This is a genomic window from Paenibacillus typhae, from assembly GCF_900099765.1.
In the GTDB taxonomy this organism is placed as follows: domain Bacteria; phylum Bacillota; class Bacilli; order Paenibacillales; family Paenibacillaceae; genus Paenibacillus_AQ; species Paenibacillus_AQ typhae.
The window spans coordinates 131,722-157,435 of sequence record NZ_FNDX01000008.1 but is presented as its reverse complement, the minus strand read 5'-3'; the positions used below and the strand labels follow the sequence as shown (position 1 = coordinate 157,435).

The following is a 25,714-nucleotide window of genomic DNA, read 5'->3' as shown; positions in this document are numbered from 1 at the left end:
CAGCCTTCCTACTTGTTCGACGCGGCTTTCTGGATTTCCTTCCGCACCTCTTCGATTCCCCGGTTGCGCTGATTGTCATTGGCCGGGTCCTGAATGACCTTGATCAGAGCCAGCTCCAGCGCTTCCGCGGTCTTGGCATCGATGGCGCCGGTTGCCTGCAGCTTGGAGGCACTCTGGAATTTCTTCACCGCTTCTTTCGTCCCAGCGTCGAAATATCCGTCCTTGCGTCCCGGCTTATAGCCAAGTCCGTCCAGCATCGTCTGGGCGCTCTTCACATCCGAGCTGTTCATATTGTATTGCAGCGTTACACTCTTGTTAATCGGCGCCACCGAGAAATAGTCCGGCTGGGCTACCGCAATGTCCGGCTCAATTCCTTTGCCGTGAATCCATGTGCCGTCCGGTGTCAGCCACTTGGCGATCGTAATCTTCAGCAGGCTGCCGTCACCCAGCTCCTTCTCGAAGCTGGTCTGTACCGTGCCCTTGCCGAAGGAATGCTCACCGATCAGCTTGGCTCCGGCTGACTGCTGCAGCGCTCCGGCCAGAATCTCCGAGGCGCTGGCGCTTCCCTTGTTCATCAGCACGACAACCGGATAATCCTTGCTGGAGCCCTTGGAGGTGCTCACCTCGCGTGATTTATCCTTGTTCTCTACCTGTACAATGGTTTTGCCTGCAGGCACGAACTGCTCTGCCATCTCGATAACCCGCTGCAGCACACCGCCCGGATCATTCCGTACATCGATGACAAGCCCTTTCATGCCCTGCTTCTCCAGATTGTCCAGCTCTTCCTTGAACCGTTCAGCGGTATTCATGGAGAACTGGGTCACCTCGATTACACCGATTCCGTCTTTCTCCATAGTGGCATAGACGGTCTCCAGCTTCACATCATCCCGGGTGATCACAAATTCCAGCGGCTCCGCTGATCCGGTACGCTGTACCTTGAGCGTTGCCTTGCTGCCCTTTGGTCCGCGGATTTTGGCGACTGCATCATTCAGCTCCAGTCCGTCCAGCGTTTCGCCGTTGACAGACAAGATGATATCCTTGGCCTGGATTCCGGCTTTTTCGGCCGGTGCTCCTTTGATCGGTGAAACAACGACTACCTTGCCGTTATCCGAGGATACCTCTGCACCGATTCCGGAGAAGGAGCCTTCAATGCTCTCTTCAAACTTCTCTGCCGTTTCCTTGCCCATATAATTGGAATAAGGGTCGCCGAGTGCTTCCATCATACCGTTGACGGCACCGTCGATCAGCTTGTCCCGGTCTACCGTATCATAATAGTTATCTTCAATCAGGTTCAGCGCGGTGCCCAGCTTCTGCGATTCCTTATCCTGCAGACCGCTTCCCGTCTGCAGAACAGCCGCAACCCCTTCCCCCGCAGCTTGTCCGACAACCTGCATATAACCGGTCACGCCCAGCGTTAGAAGACTGCCGCAGAGCAGTGCAGCGACGATCATAAAGACCGCCGTGCTTTTCTTTAACATGATGTTACCACCGTCCCTTCTGTTCCTCTCATCAAGCCCGCATCCGTCCAGAAAAGACGGTATCTCTTCCAGTATATGCCGCTGGGCGGATTAATATTTATGGGTCCGCAAAATTACAGGTATGGCATCGGATCAACGGTCTTGCCGTCTACCCGTACTTCGAAATGAAGGTGTGGTCCTGTGGAGCGTCCGGTTGAGCCGGACTCGGCGATCACCTGGCCTCTGTCTACCTTATCCCCGGCGGAAACTCTGAGCCCGCCCTCACGGATATGGCCGTACAAGGTCCACACGCCGCCGCCATGGTCGATAATGACACAGTAACCGTAACCGCTCCACCATTCGGCTACCAGCACTGTTCCGGAATCAGCAGCATGGATGCTGGTGCCCTGCGGAACGGCAAAGTCGACGCCGGTATGCATTTTGCCAACCTCACCCGTCACCGGATGCGTCCGCTTTCCGTAGCCCGACGAGATCCGGGCCGAGCCCACCGGCAGCAGAAACGGCCCGTCGCCGCCCGCATATTCCGAGGAGGAGCTCACGCTGCTGACACTGCTGGAAGCCCTGGCCTTCGCTTTGGCCGCTGCGGCTGCCGCTCTGCGCGCCGCTTCAGCTTTGGCTGCCGCTGCCTTGCGTGCTGCTTCTTCCGCCTTCAGCTTGTCCTTCTGCGTTTCGAGTGCGGAACGCTCGCTGGCCAATTGCACCAGCTTGGCTTCCTGCTCCTCGGAGATTTCGCCCGAAACAAGAATCTCTTCATCATAGTGGGCGATGAGCTCCTGCTTCTCCGCTTCCTTCTCTTTGAGGACGCTGCGCTTATCTTCCAGTTCAGTGTACAGCTGCTTGGCATTGGCATACTGCCCTTCCAGCTCGATCTTCTTCGCTACCACTGTCTCTTTATCCAGCTTGTGCTGCTCGAGCAGATCCTGGTCCTGGTCTACGATCATTTTGAGGGAATCGGCCCGGTCCAGGAAATCCGAGAAGCTGGTCGAAGACAGCAGCACGTCAAGATAGGAGACTGCCCCATCGGTATACATCAGCCGGACGCGGGATTCCAGCAGCTTTTCACGCGAAGCAATCCGCTCCTCCGCTTCACTAAGCTCGGTTGCCGTTACATTCAGCGACTCCTCGGTGCTGGCGATTTTGCCGGAAATGGTCGTCATTTCACTCTTTACCTGCTCGATCTGGCCCAGAACATACTCGAGGTTCTGTGTCGTTTTGTTCTTATAGTGCTGCGCCTCCTGAGAGCGGGAAGCCGCCTTCTCCTGCGCGGCCTTGGCCGCTTGTACCTCTTGCTGCAGCTTCTTCAGCTGCTGATCTATTTCAGCGACAGTTGTCTTTTTGGCATATCCGTCAGAGGGTCCTACTAAAGTGACAGCCAGCAGTGCTACGGCTATTCCGGCGGCAATCTTCTTCAACTCGCACTCCCCATCCTTTTAATCCGTAATTTATAATGTCATTTCATGTCAGTAACGGTACTTACACCTTCAAAAACTTGCGGATCGACACGGTACTTCCCCAAATGCCGATCAGCATCCCCAGTCCCACCAGCAGTCCGCAGAGCAGCACCCAGATTTCATCGAACGGGATCATCTGCAGCCCCAGCATCGGGTCTCCCTGTACGGAACGGGTCAGACTGCTGTAACCAATATACAGAACTCCGGAAGTCACAAGTGAGCCGATCAGCCCGATCAATGCCCCTTCCACAAAAAACGGCCAGCGGATAAAAGCGTTGGTCGCCCCTACCAGCTTCATAATGCCAATCTCCTTGCGGCGGGCAAGAATCGTTACACGAATCGTATTGGAGATCAGGAACATGGACATCAGGGCCAATCCCGCCACAAAAACAAAACCGATATTGCGCACCGCGCGCGTAATCTTGAACAGCGTCTCTACTGAGCCTTTACCGTAGTTCACTTTATATATCGGCTGCTCGTCATGCGTTTTGTTTAGTGCTTCTATCTTATCTGCTACAAACGGGACTGTAGTCGGCTCAATCACTTCGACCAGCAGCTTGTCCGGCAGCGGGTTATTATCTTCGTCAAAGCCTTCCAGCAGCTCGGCTGCATCCGGCCCCATATCCTCACGGAACTCAATCAGTCCCTGCTCCTTGGATACAAACTCTACCTTGCTGACTTCCGGCATGCTGCCGATTTCGTTCTGCAGGGTTTCCCGCATCTTCTGGTCGGTATTAAGCGTCAGATGCACATTGATCTGCACCTGGCTGTCCGCCTTGTCGGCGATGGAATTTACATTGAGTACAAGCAGAATAAAGACACCGAGCACGAATAGGGAGACGACGATAGATGTGATGGAGGCCACCGACATCCAGCCGTTGCGGAATACATTTTTGAAGCCTTCCCGCATATGGCGCAAGAAGGTTTTAAAACTCATAACCGTATTCCCCTCTCACCTGGTCTCTGACAATGTTGCCATGCTCGATTGCCAGCACCCGTTTGCGCATTTTATTAACAATATCCCTGTTGTGGGTAGCCATTACAATGGTTGTGCCGCGAAAATTAATTTCGTCCAGCAGCTGCATAATGCCCCACGAGGTCTCCGGGTCCAGGTTGCCGGTAGGCTCGTCCGCAATAATGACCGACGGATTGTTGACAATCGCCCGGGCAATCGCAATCCGCTGCTGCTCCCCGCCTGAGAGCTGGGAGGGTTCACGGTTCGCCTTGCTGCGCAGTCCCACCAGATCAAGCACCTCATTGACGCGCTTCTTGATAATTTTCTTGGGAGCCTCAATGACCTCCATCGCAAAAGCGACATTCTCATACGCCGTCAGCTTAGGCAGCAGCCGGAAATCCTGAAATACTACGCCGATATTGCGTCTTACGTAAGGAATTTTACGGGGCTTAAGCTTGCCGATGTTGAATCCGCCTACTGAAATCTGGCCTTTTGTAGGCGTCTCTTCTCTATAAATTAATTTCATGAACGTTGATTTTCCGGCGCCGGACGGTCCGACGACATACACGAATTCATTGCGGTCGATCTTCACGGATATTCCCTGTAGAGCATGGGTCCCGTTAGGGTATGTCTTCCATACATCCTGCATTTCGATCAAAGTTATCACTTCCCGATTTTGTCATATTCCGCCGGCCGGCCGTCAGGTCAGGCACCAAACCGCGAAAGTTTACATAACTGCCCATTATCACAGGCTTATCTATTGTAACAAATCTGTAACCAAATGAGTACCCCGAAAGTTTTCCCGGACACGCTCATATACATAAAACAGGCCCCTACATGACGGGCTGCCGTTCTCTTGTAATACATTCGAGCCTCTACTGAGAAAATCCTGCCAGCCGCTGCCCTACCTCTATATATCGGCTGGAAAACATGTTCCGTAAGTCTGTAACTTTGGCATGCGCTGCTGCCCTGCGCAAATATGACGCCTCGAAGGAGATCTTCTGATGAAAAAAATCCGCCTCGCCCTTATTGCGGCTATCGCGCTGCTTCTGACCGGCTCCCTGCTGGCCGGCGGGCTTCATTTATATGCGGGCCAGCAGACCCTGCCCAAGGGCACCCGGCTGGCGGGCTGGGACATCGGCGGCCTGAACATGGCCGAAGTGCGCAGCGGGCTGACGGACCGGCTGCACACGCTCGAAACCCTCCCCCTGATGCTCAGGGCAGGAGCCAATACGGAGTTGACCGTCAGCTTGCAGGAGGCCGGTGTGTCCTATGAAGCCGAGAGCTTCCTTCAGGGCTTAAAGTCATTGTCCGAAGGCAACATGCTCGAGCGGGCCAAAGCCCGCCGCCGCTTTGCCGCCAGCTGGGACCTGGGTATCCACCTGGAAATGGAACATCTGCAATCCAGCTTAAGCCCGGCCTGGGAAAGAGAGTCCTTCGGCCATACGGTCGATGCGACCCGGCGTATTACGGAAGATGACCGGGTGGTCTACACCAAAGAAACCACCTCCTATGAGGTGGACTGGCACGGGCTGGAGCTCGCACTGCAGGCGGCTCTGCCAACAAAGCTGGGCAGCCCGGACATTCTGCCGGGTAAGAGCATTACCCTGGAGGTTCCCTTGACTGTTAAAGAGCCTGCTATTACCTTAAAGGCTCTTCAGGATCAGGGAATCGAACGCAAAATTACGCAATTCAGCACCTCACTGGGCTTAAGCGGTCCGGGGCGCACCTTTAACGTTCAGGCCGCCGCCAAGGCGGTGAACGGTACCATCCTGCCGCCGGATGCTGTTTTTGATTACGGCAAGGCCATTGAAAAGGCCCAGCGGGAATCCGGACTGCGCGAAGCACCGGTTATTGTCAACGGCAAGCTGCAGCCCGGCACAGGCGGGGGCATCTGCCAGGTATCCAGCACCCTCTACAACGCAGCCCTCAGGGCCGGACTCGACATTGTGGAGCGGCGCAACCACTCCCTGCCGGTCAGCTATCTGCCAAAAGGCCAGGATGCTACGTTTGCCCAGGGCTATATCAACTTCCGGTTCCGCAACAATACCGGCAAATATCTGATCATCAAGGCGGCCGTTGAAGGCCGGACATTGACCGTGAAGCTGTTTGGCACGTTCCCGAAAAACGTCTATTATAACGTTCAGTCCCAGACCGTTGAAATCCTGCAGCCTGCAGCCCGGTACGTCAGTGATCCCTCGCTTCCCCGCGGAGGCACACGCATTCTCCAGAGCGGCAAGGTCGGTTATGTAGTAGAAACTTATATCACTCGTTATGTCGACGGCAAAGCGGTGGAGAAAACAAAGCTGTCCCGCGATGTCTATCCGGCCCAGAAGCAGGTCATTGCCATTAACCGCGGCGGCATGAGCAAGGCTGTCCAGCCTGAGCCCGTTAAGAAGCCTCTGGTCGAGGACGGCGTGCGCAGCAATGAATAACACCTGCAAAAGACGGCCAGAATCAGCTCTGACCGTCTTTTTTTAAAACTACTGTGTAATTCACCTTAGAATAGAGTATCCGGTGACATATCAATTCTCCAATAGCCGCTCACCTTTTTCAGTTTTACCACAACCGCTGCATTCTCCCCCTGCCCGCTCTCCTGGGGCACACTGAGCTCGAATACTGCTGTGGTTGCTGTTTTGGAGACCATTACTGCGGTGGCTTTATCGAACTGGAGATGATTCCCTACATCTGCGTTGACCTGGGCCATTCTGCCTTTCATTTCAAGAAATTGCGTTTGAACATAGAAAGCAGCCGCGTTGTGCGTGAATCCTCTTTTTATGTAATTCATCAGCTGCTGCCTGGTGCCGAGATCACTGGAAAGATAGCGGTACTCGAGCCCGTTGTAGTCAAATTTTTCAGCCCCCAGGAAATTGCCTGATCCGCTCGCATAGGTGTACAGCTTCTTGGCATGGACCAGGAGCGGAATAATGCTTTTCGTCGTCAAGTTATTGATGGTGGCAGGTCCCTCTTTACCGGGTGCAGAGGCTGCTACTGTTTTTATTGCCGTATCTCCTGCCGCAGGCGTAGCCGCCAGCGCCCCGCTTCCCGCCGAAACCAGACCAAGCGACAAGGCCAGCGTACCGATCATCCACTTTTTGTTCATCCTAAGTTCCTCCTCTTTATTCTGCTTCATAGTAGAGTGTGTTACCTTCCATTGCTGCGTTCACTACTATACCTTACGGCAGCCTGTAAGCTAAAATACCCATTCCTTCCAATAATGAAAACGGATTTTCCGTATGGGGAGTACAAAAAAAACTCCGCCTTCCCGAAAAGGGAAAACGGAGTATACTACACCATTTATTTGCTGATTTGAACCCGGTGATTATTCGGGTGTATCTGCCTGATAGTAGGCCGTGAAAGCCACGTTTGCCGTCAGGATGCTGCCGGGATTCTGTGCAGTCGGAAATTCATAAGGCTGCTGAAAAGCAAAGGAATCAACTGTTACCAGTCGTGGCATCTTATTCAGCTGCTTCAGCCACTCATGAATCTCGGCATATCCGCCTTCAATGATAGCTGTCATCTTGATCTCCTGCAGTCCGGCTGCAGAGGCCTCCGCTACTCCCGCCCAGGTACTTGCTGTACTTGTGTCTGTCAGCGAGAAGCCGATGTCCTTCAGTCTGGCATGGGAGCTGTCGCCGATCGCCTTCAGATCATTGATCAGCGCCTCGCTGCCGTCGCCGGAAGGAATAGCGGCCAGCGCCGTCGCTTCGTCTGCACTTAAGCTATCTCCGGCACCTTTAAGTTCGTTGATTTTGTTCTCGATGGCGGATCTTTCCAGCTCCAGCATGGAAAGCTCGCTGCTCTGCACCGCAATATCACTGCTTACCGGACGGATCGCCAGCATATAAAAAGCAAACAGAATCAGAAACAGAATGAGCATCCCCATCACAATCGGCGAGCGGTACTTGTTAATCTGTTCCACTGATATCCGCTCCTTCCTCCGCAGCAGGCTGCACATCCGCCGCTGACGGGTCTACGACTTCTGGTGCCATATTCACACGGTATACTGCCGTGTATTTAATCAGATTGGATACACTGCCGCCAGCTGCCCCGGTTCCTGCTCCGCCTTCGGTTAACTTTTCAATGGCCACTTCTCGTGCGAACGGCATCCCCCGGAGAGAAGTCAGGTACGCTCCGCTGTGCGCCATATCTGTAAAGTTCACGGTCAGCAGCAGATCTCCGCGGAACGAAAAGCTGATCTCACGGATTGCTGCGGCGTAAGGCAGCTTCGACTGCAGCTCATTAAGCACAGCCGCGGCATTTACCCGGCTCCTGGATAAAGCATCAATAATGACAGCCCGGTCAAAGCTTCCGCTTCCGGACCCGCTATTGTTCAGACTGGCCAGCTCAAGCTGCAAGGCTGCATTCTGTTCCTGAACACTCTGTATTTGTGCACGCTGCTCATCATACTCTCCGCGGACAGAAGCGTATAAAATCCCTGTTCCGACAGCGCCCAGCACCCAGACGGCTGCAAGCGTGACTGCCAGATACGGAAAGACAATGGTCTCGCGGTCCTCACGCGGCAGCAGATTAATATTGCGCAGCTTTGGATCGCGCAGCGCGGCTCCGGCAGCCACCCGGTAATCGTTCAAGCTGTTGTCCGGCTTCACGCCTGCCGCGAACTGGTCAACGGCAATCGGGGCAATGGCCAGCTCCGGCAGTGCCGCCTGCAGCTCCTGCTGCAGCTCTCTGCGCATGTCAGGCGCTCCTGTAATCAGCAGCTCCGTAATCCGCGTTGAGCCGTCATGCAGGCTGTACTGGTAAAAGCTCAGCATGCGCGAGATTTCCGCTGTAATTTCCACGATCTGCTCAGCGGACAAGTGATCCTGTGAGGCTGTCGCAGCAGCTGCTTCCGCCTCGGCTTCAGCGGCAAACGGCTGCTCTTTGCTTAAATCGAACGGCAACGGCTGCGGCCGGCCCAGATCCACCAGATTGATTGTCCGCATAAATACCGGATTTCCGCTGCGGAACATATAAATATCGAGCAGCGACTGCTCGAGATGAATCAGCATCGTCTCATTAAAGGAGTGCCCGTAGCCGGCAACAATACTGCGTGCCAGCGCGGTAGCCGAAACCTCGACGCTTTTGATTTTCAGGCCGGCATCTTCCAGCACATCCACGTAGTCCTGAACCACCTTGCGCGGCGCGGCAAAAATAATCAGCTGGCTCTCGTTCTCACTCTGCCCGGTAATGACATAATCGTACACCGGATTCTCGAAGGGCAGATGCAGGCCGGTCTCGACCTCCAGCTTCACCAGCTGGTCGATCTGCTTCTCTGCCGTGCTCGGAATCGTCATTTTGCGGATGATCATCTGTGAAGGGGGAATTGACAGGTTCACTGCGCTGCCGCGGAGCCCCTTGGTCTTCACCCATTGTTTCAGCCGGTCCAGCAGCGCCCCGCTGTCAGCCACCTGATTCTCTACAATCATTCCCGGCAGCAGCGGCATGAACCTTTTTTTATGGACTTGCTTCGCCTGATTATTCTTGAAGCTGATATAGCGGATACCCGTCTGCTCAATGGAGACTCCGGCCGCTTTGTTACCTATTCCAAACATGCTATAAAGTTCCTCCTAACGGATGAGCGCGAGATAACCGCTGATAAGTTGTGAACCGTAAGCGAATGCAATCAGTGATCCGGCCGCCAGCCACGGTCCAAACGGAACAGGCTGTCTGCGCTTCACCTTTCCCAGCAGCATCAGCACCACACCGGCAATCGTTCCCAGTGCACAAGCTATCATAAACGCCAAAATAACATTGGGAAAACCGACCACCCAGCCCAGCAGCGCGAACAGCTTCATATCCCCCATGCCCATACCCCCGAGCAGTGCCAGCACCAGTATTATAACACCCCCGGCTACGCCTCCCAGCAGATGAGACCATAATGACCCTTGCGGAAACAGCATCACCAGCACCAGAAGCAGCGGCAGAAAAAACAGCAGTACCTTGTTCGGGATCAGCATGTATTTCAGGTCAGCTACGGTCACGATTACGGCCAGGCTGACGAGCACAAATCCGGTAATCCCCTGACCGGTTAGCCCAAACTGCAGATAAATCCATAAGAACATAAGCCCCGTTGCCGCCTCACCCAGCATATACAGCGGTGACACCTTTGCCCCGCAGTGCCGGCACTTGCCTCCGGCCAGGATGTAGCTTACCACCGGCAGCAGATCCCGCGCCGTCAGCCGCGTCCCGCAGCTCGTGCAATGCGACGGCGGCCGCACCAGCGACTCCCCCGCCGGCACCCGCAGCGCTACTACATTATAGAAGGAGCCCAGAATCAGGCCGACAAACGTGATGTATACTGCGATAACAATGGTCATGGGGTTTGGGTTCCTGTTCTGTGGATTTTAAAAAAGGAATCGGGAATTCCGATTCCTTTTGATTAAGAAAAACCTTTATATAGTCATTAATTACTTAGATGGGTCAACAGCCATTACTTTAGCCGCTGAGAAGCTATGCGTTCCTGAACTTGTTACTAAATCGACTTTAAGAAGATCACCTGTAGTGGTGAACTCTACCGTACCAGAAGTTATTTCAGTTTTATCACTAGGCAAATAAATCGGTGACTCTAGGAAACCAGTACTTTGCAAAGTTACATCTGTTGCTGTAGCTGAGGCTACTGTCAAAATCAATCCATGACTTCCTGATGCTCCCGCTCCAGTGTTAGCTATACTTTCAATAAAATCACCATTTTTTTCACTTACAACATATAATCGAGCTGCATCATAAACTTGCCGTGCTGTTGCGACATCCGAGTTGTTTTTCGATTTTTCAATCACATTACCAATTAGAGGAATCGCAATAACTGCAATAACCCCCAAAATAACAATAACCGCCAATAACTCAATCAGCGTAAACCCCTTTTCCTCTTTACCCGCCTTGCCCAGCTTCTTGCGAATTGCCTGTGCCAACATGATGATTCCCCCTCATAATTGATGTTATTGAATAAGACCGATACTCCGTTATCTGTGGAGTTCCTAGCTGTCCTGTTGCTGTCATCCAATGTACTTGTCCTATTCCAGCAGGTTCTGGAGCCTGCTTCTGCTCCCGGTCCGCCTGCCCGGCGTCACCCCTCTCAATCTATGCAAGGAGCACATGGCTCACATATTACTGTACAGACTGAACATCGGCAGCATAATCGCCGCTACAATCACACCTACTACACCAGCCAAAAAAGCTATAAGCAAAGGCTCCAGCAGCGACTTCAGCCGGTCCACCGTGTTCTCTACATCCATCTCGTAAAAGTCCGCTACCTTGGAGAGCATCTCATCAAGCGCTCCGGTCTCCTCACCAATTGCAATCATTTGTGTGACCAGCGGCGGGAATACCCAAGCCTTCTTAAGCGGCTCCGAGAGCGGCTTCCCCTGTCTAAGGGAGTCCGCAGCACTGCGGATATATCCGCCGATCACCTTGTTTCCGGCAACCTCCTCCACAATAGACAAGGCCTGGAGAATGGGGACCGAGCTCGCATAAAGCGAAGAAAAGGTCCGCGTAAACTGTGCAATTGAACCCTTCTGATTCAATTTGCCGAATACAGGAATTTTGAGCTTGGCATAATCGAGTGCGTAAGCACCCTTTTCAGTCCGTTTAGCGATCATAAAACCAGCCGCAAGCAGAATGATAACGATCAGCCATATATACCATTGCCCCTGAATGCTTTTACTGAGCGCCAATACCATCTTGGTTATTGCCGGCAGCTCGGCATTCATGGATTCGAACATACTGACAAACTGGGGCACGATAGCCCACAGCAGATAGACAACAGCCGCTACAGCCATCACGGCAACAGTCACCGGATAAGTCAGTGCTGACTTAATCTTTTCTGTAGTGGTATGCTGCTTCTCAAAATAAACCGCCAGCCGCTCAAGCGTCCCTTCCAGATCACCCGATTCTTCCCCAGCCCGGATCATGCTGATGAACAGCGGCGGAAAAATCTTCTTATGATCCTGAATCGCCTGTGACAAGGCTACCCCGCGCAGCAGACTGGAGTTAACATCCTGCAGCGCTTTGCTGAGCGGCTTGCTCTCAGTCTGCTCTGCCAGAATTCTTGTAGCATCTACAATAGATACTCCAGCGCGCATCAAGGTGGCAAACTGCCGGCAATAGATAATAAAATGAATGGTCTTCACCGGATTACCAATGTAGATTTCCATCGACAGGATGGAAGACTTCTGTTCGACCAGGGAGAACACGGTCAGTCCCCGCTTGCGCAGCTCCTCCATCGCTGTTCCTTTATCTGAAGCAGTAAGCTTGCCTTTAAGCTGCTTGCCCGCGCTGGTCCGGACCTGATACTCGAACTGGGGCATCAGCCGCTCACCTCCGTGAGATAACCTCTGGCAGCTTCAGGCTGGATCAGCCCCAGCTGTAATTGCTCGCGTATATTCATCTCCAGGGTGTGCATGCCGATCGCACGGCTGGTCTGCATTACATTTTTGATCTGATGGGTCTTCTCCGTCCGGATCAGATTAGCCACCGCCGGTGTATTAATTAGCAGCTCGGTAGAGCACAGCCGCCCCTTGCCGCCAGCCCGCGGAAACAGCCGCTGCGAAAGAACCGCCAACAGCACCGATGCCAGCTGCGAACGAATTTGCCCCTGCTGATGCCCCGGGAACGTGTCGATGATCCGGTCAATCGTCTGCGGCGCATCGGTTGTATGCAGCGTAGCCATGACCAGATGTCCCGTCTCAGCCGCTGTAACCGCCGCAGAGATCGTCTCCAGATCACGCATTTCTCCGACCAGAATGACATCCGGGTCCTGGCGGAGCACCGCCCTTAAACCGCTGGCAAAGCTGCCGGTATCACTGCCCACTTCCCGCTGATCAATCAGGCATGTCCCATGACTGTGCAGGAACTCTATCGGATCTTCCAGCGTAACAATGTGTTTGCTGGCCGTCCGGTTAATATAATTCAGCATGGCAGCAAGGGTTGACGATTTGCCGCTGCCTGTAGGGCCAGTCACCAGAATGAGACCTTGGGGTTTCATTGCAAGTCCGGAAAGCACTCCCGGCAGTGACAGCTGCTCCATGCTGGGAATCTGAGCCGGTATGGAACGTGCAGCAATGCTGACCTGACCGCGCTGCCGGTATACATTCACGCGGTATCTTACTCCGTCATCCAGCGGATAAGAAAAGTCGAATTCCCCTTTATTGCGGAACTCCACGCTTCTCTCACTCCCCAGCAGCAAATCAGCCATATAAGCCGCTTCCTCCGAACTAACCCTTTCTCCTTCTAGCGGCAGCAGCTTTCCGTCAATCCGCATGACCGGAGGTGAACCTACAGAAATATGCAAGTCAGAAGCCTTGGAAGCAAAGGCCATATATAGCAATTGAACAATATCCCATGAAAAGGCTGGCACTTTTGTCTCCCCCTAAGCTCTAATGCGACACCGTCTCACGCATAACCTCCTGCAGGGTGGTTATGCCTTTGGAAACCTTGAGGAATCCATCTTCCATCAAATGCACCATGCCCTGAGCTCTGCCAGCCGCCCGAAGTTCCTCGACGGATGCAGAATCAGTAATCATCTGGCGCAGATGATCGTTAATGGTTAATACCTCATGAATCGCGACCCGGCCCCTAAAGCCGGTATTATTACAGCTGCCGCAGCCTCTGCCGCGATAAATAACCCGGTCTGGCAGGCCGTACCGGCGCAACATGATCGATTCCTGCTCGGTCGGCGCATGCTCTTCCCGGCAATCCGGGCAGATTTTGCGGACCAGACGCTGGGCAACTACCCCCAGCAGCGAGGAGGCGATCAGATAGGGCTCTACGCCCATATCCCGCAGCCGCAGAATCGTACTCACCGCATCATTCGTATGCAGCGTGGACAATACCAGATGCCCGGTAAGCGAGGCCCGCACAGCAATTTCAGCAGTGTCGGTATCGCGGATTTCCCCTACCATAACGATGTTCGGGTCCTGCCGCAGAATGGAACGTAGTCCAGCGGCAAAGGTCAGACCGATCGCCGGATTCACGTGTACCTGGTTGACCCCTTCCAGCTGATACTCCACCGGATCTTCGATTGTTATTATATTGGCGCTTTCGGTATTTAACTGATTAAGTGCCGCATATAGCGTAGTAGATTTACCGCTGCCTGTAGGCCCGGTAATCAGGATAATACCGTAAGGCTTGCTGATCATATCCTGAAACGCTGCGGCATTCCAGTCGCTGAATCCCAGACTGTCGATCGTCTTCACCCCGGTGCTCAGATCAAGCAGCCGGAGTACAATCTTCTCGCCGTGCATCGTCGGCAGCGAGGATACGCGGATGTCGACCATTTTATAATCAAACTGCATCTTGATCCGGCCGTCCTGCGGCAGGCGCCGCTCGGCAATGTTAAGCTTGGCCATGATCTTGAGTCTGGCTGTAATGAACCCCTGCATCTGCTTCGGGATGATCCGCTCTGTACGCAGCGTTCCATCAATCCGGTAGCGGATGGACAGGTTATTTTCACCCGGGTCCACATGGATATCCGAAGCTCTGAGCGAAACGGCCTGCTGAATCATCTGGTTCACAAGCCGCACAATCGGCGAATCTTCATCCGTAATCTCGGTTTCTTCGATCTCTTCCTGCGAGGGCAGCTCCACCATCATCTGGCTCATCGAATCCCGCATGCCGTAGTGGCGGGCAATCGCCCGGGTCAGCTCGTCCCGGCTGGAAATCGCAGGCTCGATGCGGAAGCCGGTGCTCATGCGCAGATCCTCAATTGCAAAATAGTCGAGCGGATCAGCCATCGCCACCATCAGCTTGCCGCCCTCTTTCATGAACGGGAGCACCTGATAACGTTTGGCCATGCTCTCAGGAATGATCTGCGTGATGGCCGGATCGATCTGATATTTGAACAGGCTGACATGGGGAATTCCAAGCTGGAACTCAAGGACCTCAATGAGCTGCTGCTCGGTAATATAGCCCTGGGTGATCAGAAGATCGCCCAGTTTGCGCTTGGATTTGCGCTGTTCCACCAGCGCTTCTTCAAGCTGCTCCTGAGAGATAATTCCGTTTTCGACCAGCAAATCGCCCAGCCTTTTTTTCATGATAGCCATACCCTTTTCACTCCAGAGCGCTTAAATTTTGTCGTATACAGCCTCTCCCGGACCCGGCCGGCAGTCCTGCTTAATTCAACCTATGTATATTGTAAAAATATTTCAAATTTAATAGTTATTTAGTCTCACTTTTCAGCAAAATACGCATATCTTTTAATTGCCTATCTACTAAATATGTCCTAGAATGATATATAGCATAGATTGGTACTTTTTACAATGAAAACACCCTACAGGGAATTCCAATATATGACACAATGCAATTACTTTTGACAGGAAGCATGAATTATATATCGGCCAGGGAGAGATGATGATGAAGCGTATGAAGAAGAAAAGATTGTATTTTGTTTCAGGCTTGGCCCTGCTGATGCTGCTTGCACTTCCTGTATGGAGCCTGCTTTCCAGGATCGACGCTGATCAGAATGTTTATCCGATTCGCATCCTCGAAGTAACACAAGACGGAATAAGCCAGCTAACCTCCCACACCTCCGGTATTCCTGATCTTACTGTTGTTACCATGAGCATGAAGAAATTTGTTGCTCTCCGCGATGATTTGGACGGTCAATATGATGCCTTATATATCGGTAAGGGTGCTTACAGTCCCACTACACTTGGTAATATTAAGGATAAGTCTGTAGATGAACGGGCTAAGGCCATGGATACCAGCTTAATCCAGAATGACATCACTAAACTTAGAGCGGGTGAAATCACTAATCTCTTTATTAATAAGGGGTTATATGTTATTTTCCATGACCAGACTTTCATCGATAAGGAAGCTCAGCCGGCAAACGCCAGAGGAAATCTGTATGACACATTCAACTCTCTTCGCACCAGCAACTCCAAAACCAATGTATTTTTCTGGAACGATGCCAAGCTTACCGAATTTTTTACAGACCTGAAGAGCAGCAGCTCCAGGTATCTCGCCGGACTTAAACAGCGCCCGCAACTGCAGATTACCAATAGCAGTGAGATCGGCAACTATAATCCTGCCGCCGCAAACGGGAAGGTCTATAAGCCCGGAGACAAGCTTGCTTTCAACTTTAATATCAGTAATGCCGCTAATCTGGCCAATAACCCGTTAACGGTTAAATTGTATATCAATCTTGATAAATCTATCGCTATGGGTGAGCAGCAGGTAGTAGCTTCCGCCAAAATAAACCGTAACAACGGAACACTGGAATACACACTTCCCCGGACCTTCTCCGGACTCCTGTACTGGAAGCTGGAAATCAGCGATCCTGCCAGTGCGCAGCAATTAAAGGATTTTGAACAGGGGAGCATTCGTTACCGCGGGGAGAAAACGATTGTAAAGGTGCTTCAGATTACACCGGGCACAGATCAAAGTAATCTGACGAGCGCGGCCAACATGCAAAGCGCCTATCTGAATAAAGAGGATTACGAGCTGCAAATCAACACCATGACAATGGCCAACTTCAATACCTATATCAAGGACACCTATACAGCCACAGGCCAGTACGGCCTTAATGGCGTCTATGATATGCTGCTCTTCGGATTCCGCGATGAATATTACAAGTATGCTATTCTGTCTTCCCAGGCTATAACCGCAGTTAAAGATTTCATTGAGGTCTCCAAGCAGAGTGCCATGTTCACTCATGATACTGTGATTAATATTTACGGTGACAACACCTGGGTAAGCAACTTCAAGAATATTACCGGGCAAAAGGAGCCTGTGGTCAATTTCGGCCATAATGCGCTGAATATGTCGACCAAGGTCAAGCCGGTAAATGACGGCCTGCTGATGCAATATCCTTTTTATCTCAGCAAACAGGATGCCTCCGGCGCCCAGGTCAGCATTGCTGAGCCTAAGGTAGCTCCTACGCATAATCAGTATTTCACACTTGACCTGGAGGACCGTGAAGTCATTCCTTGGTATAACATTCTCAGCGAGTCGAACAACGCATTAGGCGGCACCTCTAACAATACGTATAAGCGGACTCCTGACGACAGCTGGAACCATTATTATACTTACTCCAAAGGAAACGTAACGTACTCAGGCACCGGCCATCTTTTCGAATCCGGGCTTAAAAGCAGCCTTGCTGTCTTCCCTGACTGGGAACAGCAATTATTTGTCAACACGATGTACAGAGCCTTTATGGGTGCCAATCATGCACCGCAAATTACGGTATATACTCCGGCGCCTGAAACGGTTATTCCGTCTTATCAGGATAAACTGACTGTCAGCTATTCGGTAGCCGATCTGGACTTTAAGGACCGCACGCTAACCACTGGCATCAAGTTTATGGTAAACAATCAGGAACTAACCGATATGACCGTTACCGGACAGCAGATTTTCTCGGAAGAAGTGGTGACCAAGACCTTCAAAAATCCGCTGCCGGAAGGCGGAAACGTAGAAATTGTAATTACCGCAAAGGATGCGCAGGGCGCAATGGTATCTACAACGATACCTGTTACAATCCGCAAAGCGGATGCTTCCCTGTCCATTAGCCGCAACCAGTCGGCCACCACAATTGAAAAAGGCAAGCCTGTTACGATTGACTACAGCATTTCACCAAATGCCATCAAGTCTAATCTGGTCCAAACAGACTACCGGGGCAAGCAATCCCTGGTTATTTCCAACCTGCAGTATGTAGAGCATTTCCCGGCCAATCTGGAATTTAGCGGTACCCTGCCGGATTATCTGGTCAAAACAGGCACTTTACAGGAAGGCTACACGATAACTGGTAACTTCCCGGATATAACTTACAATTTAACTACTGACGCTAATGGGGAGCAATACTATAAACCGGTTAACCCTGCTGATTCTACTGTTCCTTTAGTTTACAAATTCACGTTAACTGCAGTACCGCAGGAAAAGAAATCCTATATCATGGATAATTCCAAAATAACCTTTAACGAAATTCATGCGCCTGCTTTGCCGGCTGCTACAGCTACACCAATAGCTACAGCTGAATCAACACCGACGCCGACACCAACGCCAACACCCGCTCCTACGCCGACGCCGATTGTATTTCCGGGATCATCTGAGCCGATAACATCGCTTGGAGTTGCCAAGGACTATTCCATTTATATGCTGGAGGATATCGACTACTCGCCTACCTCGTTTCAGAATAAAGGGCGTACAGCGGCCGGGGGATCTATAACAGCCCAGGGGTTAACTTTAGGTGGTGGGCTGCCAGCCAACCAGACAGGGCCAGTGCTCATAGCCGGCAAAAATATAGATTTGGGCAATTGGGGAGGATCTATAAACGGGAAGGCTTATTATGGGGGCACTGTTAAGGGACCTGACTATATTGTAAAAAATGCTGAACCCAATACCTCATTCCCATTTGCTAAAGTCAATGAAAATTTAATAAAGCTCTCAGCCTATTTGGCCACGCTGCCGGGCACTAAAGTAGATGCTGTTATTGCAAATGACCGTAATGATTTTACAGTTACGGGTACAGATCCAAAGCTTAATGTTTTCTACGTCACCCTTAAGGATAATTCTAAATACATTAGTGCGGTCAAAGTTGATGCTCCCGCAGATTCAACCGTAGTCATCAACGTCGTGGGTACTTCAGCCAAGTTCGGGAATGGTTCCATTACGCTGGTAAATGTTAAGCCTAATAATGTCCTGTTCAATTTCTATCAGGCCACTTCTGTGCTGTCAGAAAGCTATGCGATCAAGGAATCCATTCTTGCTCCTAATGCAAATATTCAATTGACCGGCACCTACGAAGGAACCATTATCGGCAGAAAGCTGTCACCGGTATGGAGCAACGGAGTAGATATCACTTACGCCTACCCGTTTACCGGCTCCTGGCCGGCGATGCCTGCACCGGAGGCTACAACAGCCCCAACGGCGACGCCAGCTGCAACAGTGACACCGGCACCGACGGTTGCTCCAACTCTTGCTCCAACGGCAACACCGTTACCGCTTATACCGGTAACAATGAACTTTTCAAGAATTGATCTGGAGGCCATTGTGAAGGTTAGCTCGATTAATCTGACAGGCGGTACGATTCTTGTTAACACCACCCTGAAATTACTGCCTGAAGTTTTGCCCGATGATGCTAACAATAAAGATGTAGACTGGAGAATTGTAAACGGCAGCAGCGTTGTAAGTATCGACAGCACCGGGCTGGTTACCGGACTTGCAGCAGGGACCGCGGAGATCGAGGCAGTTGCCAGAGACGGCAGTAATGTTGTCAGCAACCCCGCTATCATTACTGTTACGAATCCGGAGCCTGAACGCACCGTGACGATTTCGGCAAATGATGGACAGGTTAATCAGCCTATCAATTTAACTGCAACATATAATAGTACTCAGACCGAAGACGCTATTCAGTATTCCTGGGAAGTTAAAGACTCTGACGGGAACTTATTGCAGAACCTGCTTAGCGGTGCTAATCAGAATCCGGCAATCTTTACAGCAACTCAGACTGGAAGCTACACTATTACTGTAACTGTCACTAGCAGTAGTAATACCAAAGGAACTACGGATAGTCACGTAATTAACATTACGAATCCTTTGACAGACTTTACGATCAACAGTAAGGATAGCGTGATGGTGGGTAAATCGATCGATCTGACACTTACCGATTTCAAACCGAATAACGCTGACCAATATCAGATTTCCTGGAGTCTTCCTGGTACTGGTAACAATTATGCGCAATTGACTAAGGCGGAAGGCAACACTGATAACACTAAATATACTCTGAAGGGTACTGCAGCAACTGATTCGCTTACAGTTACCATCACAGCCGGTACCATCACCAAAACCAAAGTAATTAAGATCCTGCAGCTTACTTCAATGGCATTCTCCAAGGATGTATTCGAAATTACGGTTGGCGGAGCTCCTCTGGATCTCAATAAAGAGCTCTGGTTTATGCCGCGGGATATTACGATTGATGATGTAAGGGATAAGCTGAAATGGGAAATCACCTACCCCGGCATTGCTTCGTTTGCAGATCCTGTTACAATGAGCAATCAAGGAATTATCATTGGTAAGCAAAAAGGAAGCACTCTGGTAACTGTGACCTATGATAGTGATCCTAATGATCCTGACAATCCGGTAATCAAAGCGAGCACATTAATCAAAGTCTTACCGCTCACCAATGATGACCGTTATTAACAAGTCCGCATGTAAATAAGAAGAGCCCGCTGTCCCAGATCATTCCTGGAGGCAACGGGCTCTTTGGTTATTTGTTAATTATTAATCAGCTGCAGCGGGCCTACATGCACATTCACACTCGCCACTCTGGGCAGACTGGACTGCTGATTTTCATAAATATCATATTTGTAATCAATGACAAAGCGCTTCAGATCAACTCCCTGATTAATTAGCAGCTTACCGCCTCCCGCCGGTTCATCAACCCTTCCAATTACTGCATTTACCGTTAAATCCCCTTTTGCAAAAAATCCGCCCTTCAGCCGGAACATTGAACCTACACCGTACAGCTCCCCGCTGGAGTCCGTGTAGAAGAAGGCCTCCATCGTATCTGAAGCTGATGGTTCGCTGACAGCAAAAGCGTTCAGCCGGTTTACCAGCACGCTCCCTTTTGAGATCAGCACCAATTCTTTGGTTTTACCACTTAGCTGTAATCCCTTAATGTTGGCATCCTCGATAATCGTCTTGCCCAGAACGAACATAGTTGAATCGAATCTGACGTCCCCTTTAATCTTCACATCGCCGGTAACCAGAATATTGGCCCGCACATTTAAGAAGTCATTAAGATTATAGTTATTCAGCTCCAGATTACCTGTAACAATGAACCAGCTCGGTGCGGCCCCGCTTTTAGGATCGGGCTGACCGTTTGCCCCCTGCGGATAAAACAGCTTCTTGTATTGCAGTCCGTCGACTATTAAATTCCCGTTAAATACTACGGTAGAATGCAGTTCCTCCAATTTTTGCAGCTCGCTGTTATATTGGCTTAGCTCAACGTTATACTGATCTATTTGTGCTTGGGTAGACTCATCCGGGTTTATTTTGACTGGAGCTACAGGCATACCATTAATGTGTGTGACACCAGTACGGCTGTTCAATATGTTGTTCAAGGCTGGTATTCCAGAATTATAGGCATCACGGAGATCGTCCCGCAGATTTTTCTGTACAGTCTCACTTTGACCCACCAGCAAACCTTGTGACAGCTTGTCCAGGAACGATTCCTCGACATTGATCTTCACGAATTTTTTTTGCTCTTTAATCTTGATTTTATCCGGAGTAATATGCAGAATTTCAGCTAAAACCTTATCTCTGTCACTTTCACGCTGCGGAAGGTGGGCAGTTGCTGTCCGGTTCTTCTCATATTCAATGCTGTCCATAGATTGTACATGCACCTCGCCCAGCGCATTGGCATCACTCCCCATGGTTACTGTAGGGAAGTCGTTAATCGTATGGTCATCATAGAATTGGTTCTTGTAGATATACTCCGGTGTGTTGGTTACTACCAGCTTATCACCGGCATAGATGTTGCCCTGAAGCAGAGGGGCCCCGTTTAAAGTCAATGTCTGTTCCGAACCAAACGCATATTTAAGAAAATCCGGGTAGCTGTCAATTACAATCTGCTGTCTCAGCTTCCGCTTAACTCCGTTAACCATGGCCGAAGAGGTAACATTAATCGTATATTTGATAGACTGCGTATCAATCTCTTTACCTACAAAATCAATTCCCTCTACTGCACCGCTGCTGGTAGATTCAAGCTCTGTGCTCACCTTCAGACTGGATTTATTATTATTGAGCGTACTAAGAATCGTCTCAAGCTGTTTCGGATCGAGATTCTCAAGCTGTAAGCCGGTCAACTGAGACTGGATATAGGCCGTCGCTTCACTAAGACCTTTTTGGGCAAGATGCAGGGACTGTACGTCATTTTCCCTCGTTTCACTTCTTGCAGCCCCGCCAATCGTCGCGCTAAGAACCCCCAGGCCAAGTATCGTGAGCAGCAGTACGAGAAACATAACCAGTACCAGAGCAGAGCCATTTTCATCCTTTTTTATGCGAATTCCCATATGGTTACGCTCCTAAAATCCAAATTTACTCTCCAGATTGAGCCTGCGGCTATCATCTCCGCGCTGCAGTATCAGGGACAGATTAATATTAATGAGTCCGCTCTCACAGGGCTCTATGGAATTGGCACTGCATTGCAAAGTAATAGCGGATGGGGAAGCCAGCTGGGAAGTAATGGAGGTACGTACATCATTTCCGCTTACAGCCGGGGTTACAGCATTGTCCACAGTACCGGCAGGAACCTCTTTTATTAAAAGCCCGCCTCCCGAAATGCCGATCTTCACCTTCTCCGTTCCCCCGCTTCCGTCATCCCGCTGTAGAAAAATCGCCGTATCGGTCACGCCATTATTTGAGCTTGTACTGGAATAGACCGTTGTCGGAGCAAAGGTATAGATTTCAGTAATGATTGCCGACATCAGCAGGTCACCTTCATCCCGCAGTGTATTTTCCATGGTAACTCTCTCGTAGCTCTGAATACCGAACATCATCACACCATAGATCAGTCCGACTACCAGCGAGAATAAAGACAGGGCGGCAATAAGCTCTATAAGGGTTAATCCCTCCTCGCGGCGAAGGCGGTCAGCGAATCGTTTCATCGGTAATATATCCCTCCACAACGGTTTGTCTGACATTGGCTCCGCCTTTGCCTGAGTCCCTAACTATAACCCGTACAGGCAGAAGATACTTCGCGGTAGCCGCCTCAACCGGATCAATCATTTTTGAATGTAAAGCAGCTTGATATTCGATGTCTATGTGGTAAGCAATTCCGTTAATTGTAGGATTCAGCACATTAGCTAAGGTCTGCACATCCGACACTGCACTGCTATAGTCACTGCAGCTCACTGTAGCTGAAGTTACAGGTACGCAGCCAGAGGCGTTAATACTGGAGTGGCCCGGTATTGCGGGATTTGCTCCCTCAGCCTTCTTCCCTTGAAAATACAGGCTCAGTGCCTGATAATCCTGCTTCTCCATATAAAACAGCGCATTACGGGCCAGATTCACCATAATGGTCTTGTTCTGGTTTGATTTTGAATAGGATAAGGCACTACTGAAGTAGGAGGTAAGTACCAGAGATACAATTGACAGGATGACGATGGCCGCCAGCACTTCAATTAAAGTGAACCCCCGTTCCCCTACCCGTTTCAATCTATGATTGTCTTTCCTGGACATCCTGCTCACTCCCGAAGGTTATCTAATAGTTCACAATACCTATATCCATTATATTCTTTCCCCTCTTAACCCAGCAATCCTATTAGACATAATAATTCCAGCGATTTCTACTCTATATATCGGCTATGCGCTGTGCTATCATTTGTGCTAGAAGGAGGAAATGACAATGGCTCTGATAGAATGCAGATTTTATTCGGATGTGCTTGGCCTCAGTACCTCAATGACGGTGATTTTGCCGCAGCAGACGACGACACAAATTGGACTTAACAATGTCAAAAGAGGAGAGCTTCACCCGACGCTTTACCTGCTCCACGGCCTGTCGGACGATGATTCGATCTGGCTGCGCCGGACTTCGATAGAACGGTATGTAGCTGAGCTGGGGATAGCGGTGGTTATGCCGCAGGTGCACCGGAGCTTTTATACGGATATGGCAGACGGGGGCCAATACTGGACCTTCATCAGCGAGGAGCTGCCGGCGCTTGCCCGTTCGTTCTTCCCGCTCTCCTCTAAGCGTGAGGATAATTTCGTGGCCGGGCTCTCCATGGGCGGTTACGGGGCGATGAAGCTGGGACTGCGCAAGCCGGAGGCTTTTGCCGCTGCTGCCAGCCTGTCGGGGGCGCTCGATATGGCGCATCATCTCATGAACCCGGAGGACCCTGCCAAGAGGTCAAAAGAATACGCGAGGATCTTCGGTAATGCGGACATCGCCGGCACTCCGGATGATCTGCTGTGGCTGCTTCAGGAAGTTAATAAATCAACGGGGCCTAAGCCGCTTCTTTACCAGTGCTGTGGCACTGAAGACTTCTTGTATGAGGACAATCAGGTATTCCGTGCTGCCTGCGACAAAACCTCACTGTCATTAACCTATGAAGAAGGTCCAGGCGAGCATGAGTGGGGTTATTGGGATGCCAAAATCCAGGATGTTCTGAAATGGCTGCCGCTAGGCAAATCATCCTCCGATTTGTGGAGTATATAGGACGAGCATTATTATTTCTGGTAGCGCATACAGAATGTTATAGCGGCAAATAGTCGCTCGAACCCGATTGGCTCTTGCATAATAAAAGACTGTCCTTCCCGCTTATCATAACAGCGGTGAGGACAGTCTTTTTGGTTTTCAGTCTGAATACATCCGTTTCTGCAAAGAGCCTTGGACAAAATGCTTATTCAGCGGTACCCGCATGCTGTGTTACCCACTTACCCGCTTCAAGCAGGGAAGCTTCAGCCCGCTCAATGGCCGCTTTGACCTGTACAGTCGCTGTACCGCCATATACGTTACGTGCGTTCACTACAGCTTCAGGCTGCAGGACGGCATAGATCTGGTCGTCAAACAGCGGGGAGAACTGTTTGAATTCATCCAGGGTCAGATCAAGCAGGAATTTGCCTTCGTTGATGCAGTAGAGCACAGTTTTACCGATTACCTCATGTGCCTGGCGGAAAGGAAGACCTTTACCGACCAGGAAGTCAGCGATGTCGGTCGCGTTGGAGAAGTCAGTGTTGACTGCTTCACGCATCCGCCCCTTATTTACCTTCATGGTGGAGATCATCGGTGCGAACAGCTGCAAGGCGCCTGTCAGTGTAGCTACGGTATCGAACATGCCTTCCTTGTCTTCCTGCATATCCTTGTTGTAAGCCAGCGGCAGCGATTTAAGCACAGTCAGCAGGCCGATCAGGTTGCCGTAGACACGGCCTGTTTTGCCGCGTACCAGCTCAGGTACGTCAGGGTTTTTCTTCTGCGGCATGATGCTGCTGCCGGTACAGAACGCATCGTCCAGCTCCACGAAGCTGAACTCGGTGCTGCTCCACAGTACCAGCTCTTCGCTGAGCCGGGACAGGTGGGTCATGATCAGCGCTGCATTAGCCAGGAATTCGACGATGAAGTCGCGGTCGCTGACAGCGTCCAGGCTGTTCTCATACACACTGTCGAAGCCAAGCTGCTCAGCGACAAAATGACGGTCGATCGGGAACGTCGTTCCAGCCAGCGCCCCGGCGCCCAGCGGCAGTACGTTAATCCGCTTGTAGCTGTCTGTCAGGCGCTCCGCATCGCGGCGGAACATCGACACGTAAGCCAGCAGATGATGGGCGAACAGGATCGGCTGGGCACGCTGCAGATGCGTGTAGCCCGGTACAATCGTGTCCACATTGTCTTTGGCTTGTTCAATTAAGGCTTCCTGCAGTTCATGCAGGAGCCCTACGAATTCCACCACCCGGTTGCGGAGATACAAATGCATATCTGTCGCTACCTGGTCGTTGCGGCTGCGTCCTGTGTGCAGCTTGCCGCCGACCGGACCCACTTCCTCAATCAGGTTCTTTTCAATATTCATGTGAATGTCTTCATCCGCTACGGAGAATTCAATCTCGCCTGCACGGACCTTTTCCAGCACCTTGTTCAGCCCGGCCTTGATCGTCTCAACATCCTCCTGCGGAAGAATACCGCATTTGCCCAGCATCGTGACATGGGCCAGACTGCCCTGTACATCCTCTTCAGCCAGTGCCTTATCGAATCCGATGGATGCTGTATACTCCTCCACCAGCTTGTTTGTTCCTTTGGTAAACCGGCCGCCCCAAAGCTTGCTCACTAGATATGTCCTCCTCTAATGGACGATAGAAGGGCCGCTCCTGTCCTGTCGGAGGAACGGCCTTCTGGTGTCCGCTTATGT

The 25,714-nt window shown here is 51.1% G+C and carries 19 protein-coding genes; 3 read left to right on the top strand and 16 right to left on the bottom strand.

The window, feature by feature from the left end:
• Nucleotides 1-8 precede the first annotated feature (8 nt).
• The 4 genes from BLR64_RS09875 to ftsE form a co-directional block, all read right to left on the bottom strand.
• Nucleotides 9-1,478 (bottom strand): S41 family peptidase, encoded by a 1,470-nt coding sequence (locus BLR64_RS09875; RefSeq protein ID WP_090713947.1) that lies wholly within the window; start codon nt 1,476-1,478, stop codon nt 9-11.
• A gap of 113 nt (nt 1,479-1,591) precedes the next feature.
• Nucleotides 1,592-2,890, bottom strand: coding sequence for a murein hydrolase activator EnvC family protein (locus BLR64_RS09870; RefSeq protein WP_090713946.1), 1,299 nt, complete (start codon nt 2,888-2,890; stop codon nt 1,592-1,594).
• 61 nt (nt 2,891-2,951) lie between these two features.
• On the bottom strand, nt 2,952-3,866 hold the full coding sequence (gene ftsX, locus BLR64_RS09865) for a permease-like cell division protein FtsX (RefSeq protein WP_090713945.1): 915 nt from the start codon (nt 3,864-3,866) through the stop codon (nt 2,952-2,954).
• The gene (gene ftsE / locus BLR64_RS09860) at nt 3,856-4,542 is read right to left on the bottom strand and encodes a cell division ATP-binding protein FtsE (RefSeq protein WP_090713944.1); all 687 of its coding nucleotides are present in this window, start codon (nt 4,540-4,542) and stop codon (nt 3,856-3,858) included. Before ftsE ends, ftsX begins: the two co-directional genes overlap by 11 nt.
• 346 nt (nt 4,543-4,888) lie before the next feature.
• On the opposite strand from ftsE, the gene BLR64_RS09855 reads away from it, so the two are divergent.
• Nucleotides 4,889-6,319 (top strand): VanW family protein, encoded by a 1,431-nt coding sequence (locus BLR64_RS09855; RefSeq protein ID WP_090713943.1) that lies wholly within the window; start codon nt 4,889-4,891, stop codon nt 6,317-6,319.
• A 65-nt stretch (nt 6,320-6,384) separates the two neighbouring features.
• Here the strand turns inward: BLR64_RS09855 and BLR64_RS09850 are convergent, their stop codons facing one another.
• The 8 genes from BLR64_RS09850 to BLR64_RS09815 all read right to left on the bottom strand — a co-directional run bounded on the left by BLR64_RS09850 (nt 6,385) and on the right by BLR64_RS09815 (nt 14,923).
• Nucleotides 6,385-6,987, bottom strand: a complete 603-nt coding sequence (locus tag BLR64_RS09850; protein ID WP_167360637.1) for a DL-endopeptidase inhibitor IseA family protein — start codon at nt 6,985-6,987, stop codon at nt 6,385-6,387.
• A 219-nt stretch (nt 6,988-7,206) separates the two neighbouring features.
• Nucleotides 7,207-7,806, bottom strand: coding sequence for a type 4a pilus biogenesis protein PilO (pilO, locus tag BLR64_RS09845; protein ID WP_090713941.1), 600 nt, complete (start codon nt 7,804-7,806; stop codon nt 7,207-7,209).
• Nucleotides 7,793-9,439 carry a pilus assembly protein PilM gene (gene pilM, locus BLR64_RS09840; protein ID WP_090713940.1) on the bottom strand — a complete coding sequence of 549 codons (1,647 nt, stop codon included), beginning with the start codon at nt 9,437-9,439 and terminating at the stop codon, nt 7,793-7,795. The genes pilO and pilM overlap by 14 nt, the downstream gene beginning before the upstream one ends.
• A gap of 15 nt (nt 9,440-9,454) precedes the next feature.
• A complete protein-coding gene (locus BLR64_RS09835) occupies nt 9,455-10,204 on the bottom strand; it encodes a prepilin peptidase (RefSeq protein ID WP_090713939.1) in 750 nt (249 codons plus the stop codon).
• Nucleotides 10,205-10,294: 90 nt separating this feature from the next.
• Nucleotides 10,295-10,798 (bottom strand): type II secretion system protein, encoded by a 504-nt coding sequence (locus BLR64_RS09830; RefSeq protein ID WP_090713938.1) that lies wholly within the window; start codon nt 10,796-10,798, stop codon nt 10,295-10,297.
• 186 nt (nt 10,799-10,984) lie between these two features.
• Complete coding sequence (locus BLR64_RS09825) at nt 10,985-12,190, bottom strand: type II secretion system F family protein (protein WP_090713937.1); 1,206 nt, start codon at nt 12,188-12,190, stop codon at nt 10,985-10,987.
• A complete protein-coding gene (locus BLR64_RS09820; RefSeq protein WP_279615458.1) occupies nt 12,190-13,239 on the bottom strand; it encodes a type IV pilus twitching motility protein PilT in 1,050 nt (349 codons plus the stop codon). Before BLR64_RS09820 ends, BLR64_RS09825 begins: the two co-directional genes overlap by 1 nt.
• Before the next feature lie 19 nt (nt 13,240-13,258).
• Entirely contained in the window at nt 13,259-14,923 is a 1,665-nt protein-coding gene (locus tag BLR64_RS09815; protein ID WP_090713936.1) for a GspE/PulE family protein, read from the bottom strand.
• 310 nt (nt 14,924-15,233) lie between these two features.
• Here BLR64_RS09815 and BLR64_RS09810 point away from each other — a divergent pair, with 310 nt between their 5' ends.
• Nucleotides 15,234-20,015 carry a choice-of-anchor A family protein gene (locus tag BLR64_RS09810; RefSeq protein WP_167360636.1) on the top strand — a complete coding sequence of 1,594 codons (4,782 nt, stop codon included), beginning with the start codon at nt 15,234-15,236 and terminating at the stop codon, nt 20,013-20,015.
• Nucleotides 20,016-20,089: 74 nt separating this feature from the next.
• Here BLR64_RS09810 and BLR64_RS09805 read toward each other — a convergent pair whose 3' ends face one another.
• Genes BLR64_RS09805 through BLR64_RS09795 form a run of 3 tightly spaced genes read right to left on the bottom strand, consistent with a single transcriptional unit; the run spans nt 20,090 to nt 23,057 of the window.
• The gene (locus BLR64_RS09805; protein ID WP_090713934.1) at nt 20,090-21,889 is read right to left on the bottom strand and encodes a hypothetical protein; all 1,800 of its coding nucleotides are present in this window, start codon (nt 21,887-21,889) and stop codon (nt 20,090-20,092) included.
• 12 nt (nt 21,890-21,901) lie between these two features.
• The gene (locus BLR64_RS09800; protein WP_090713933.1) at nt 21,902-22,483 is read right to left on the bottom strand and encodes a PulJ/GspJ family protein; all 582 of its coding nucleotides are present in this window, start codon (nt 22,481-22,483) and stop codon (nt 21,902-21,904) included.
• Nucleotides 22,467-23,057, bottom strand: a complete 591-nt coding sequence (locus BLR64_RS09795; RefSeq protein ID WP_090713932.1) for a prepilin-type N-terminal cleavage/methylation domain-containing protein — start codon at nt 23,055-23,057, stop codon at nt 22,467-22,469. Before BLR64_RS09795 ends, BLR64_RS09800 begins: the two co-directional genes overlap by 17 nt.
• A 166-nt stretch (nt 23,058-23,223) precedes the next feature.
• Between BLR64_RS09795 and BLR64_RS09790 the strand changes: the two genes are divergently transcribed.
• On the top strand, nt 23,224-24,033 hold the full coding sequence (locus BLR64_RS09790) for an alpha/beta hydrolase (protein WP_090713931.1): 810 nt from the start codon (nt 23,224-23,226) through the stop codon (nt 24,031-24,033).
• Nucleotides 24,034-24,217: 184 nt separating this feature from the next.
• On the opposite strand, the gene argH is transcribed toward BLR64_RS09790, so the two are convergent.
• Complete coding sequence (gene argH, locus BLR64_RS09785) at nt 24,218-25,633, bottom strand: argininosuccinate lyase (protein ID WP_090713930.1); 1,416 nt, start codon at nt 25,631-25,633, stop codon at nt 24,218-24,220.
• Nucleotides 25,634-25,714 lie beyond the last annotated feature (81 nt).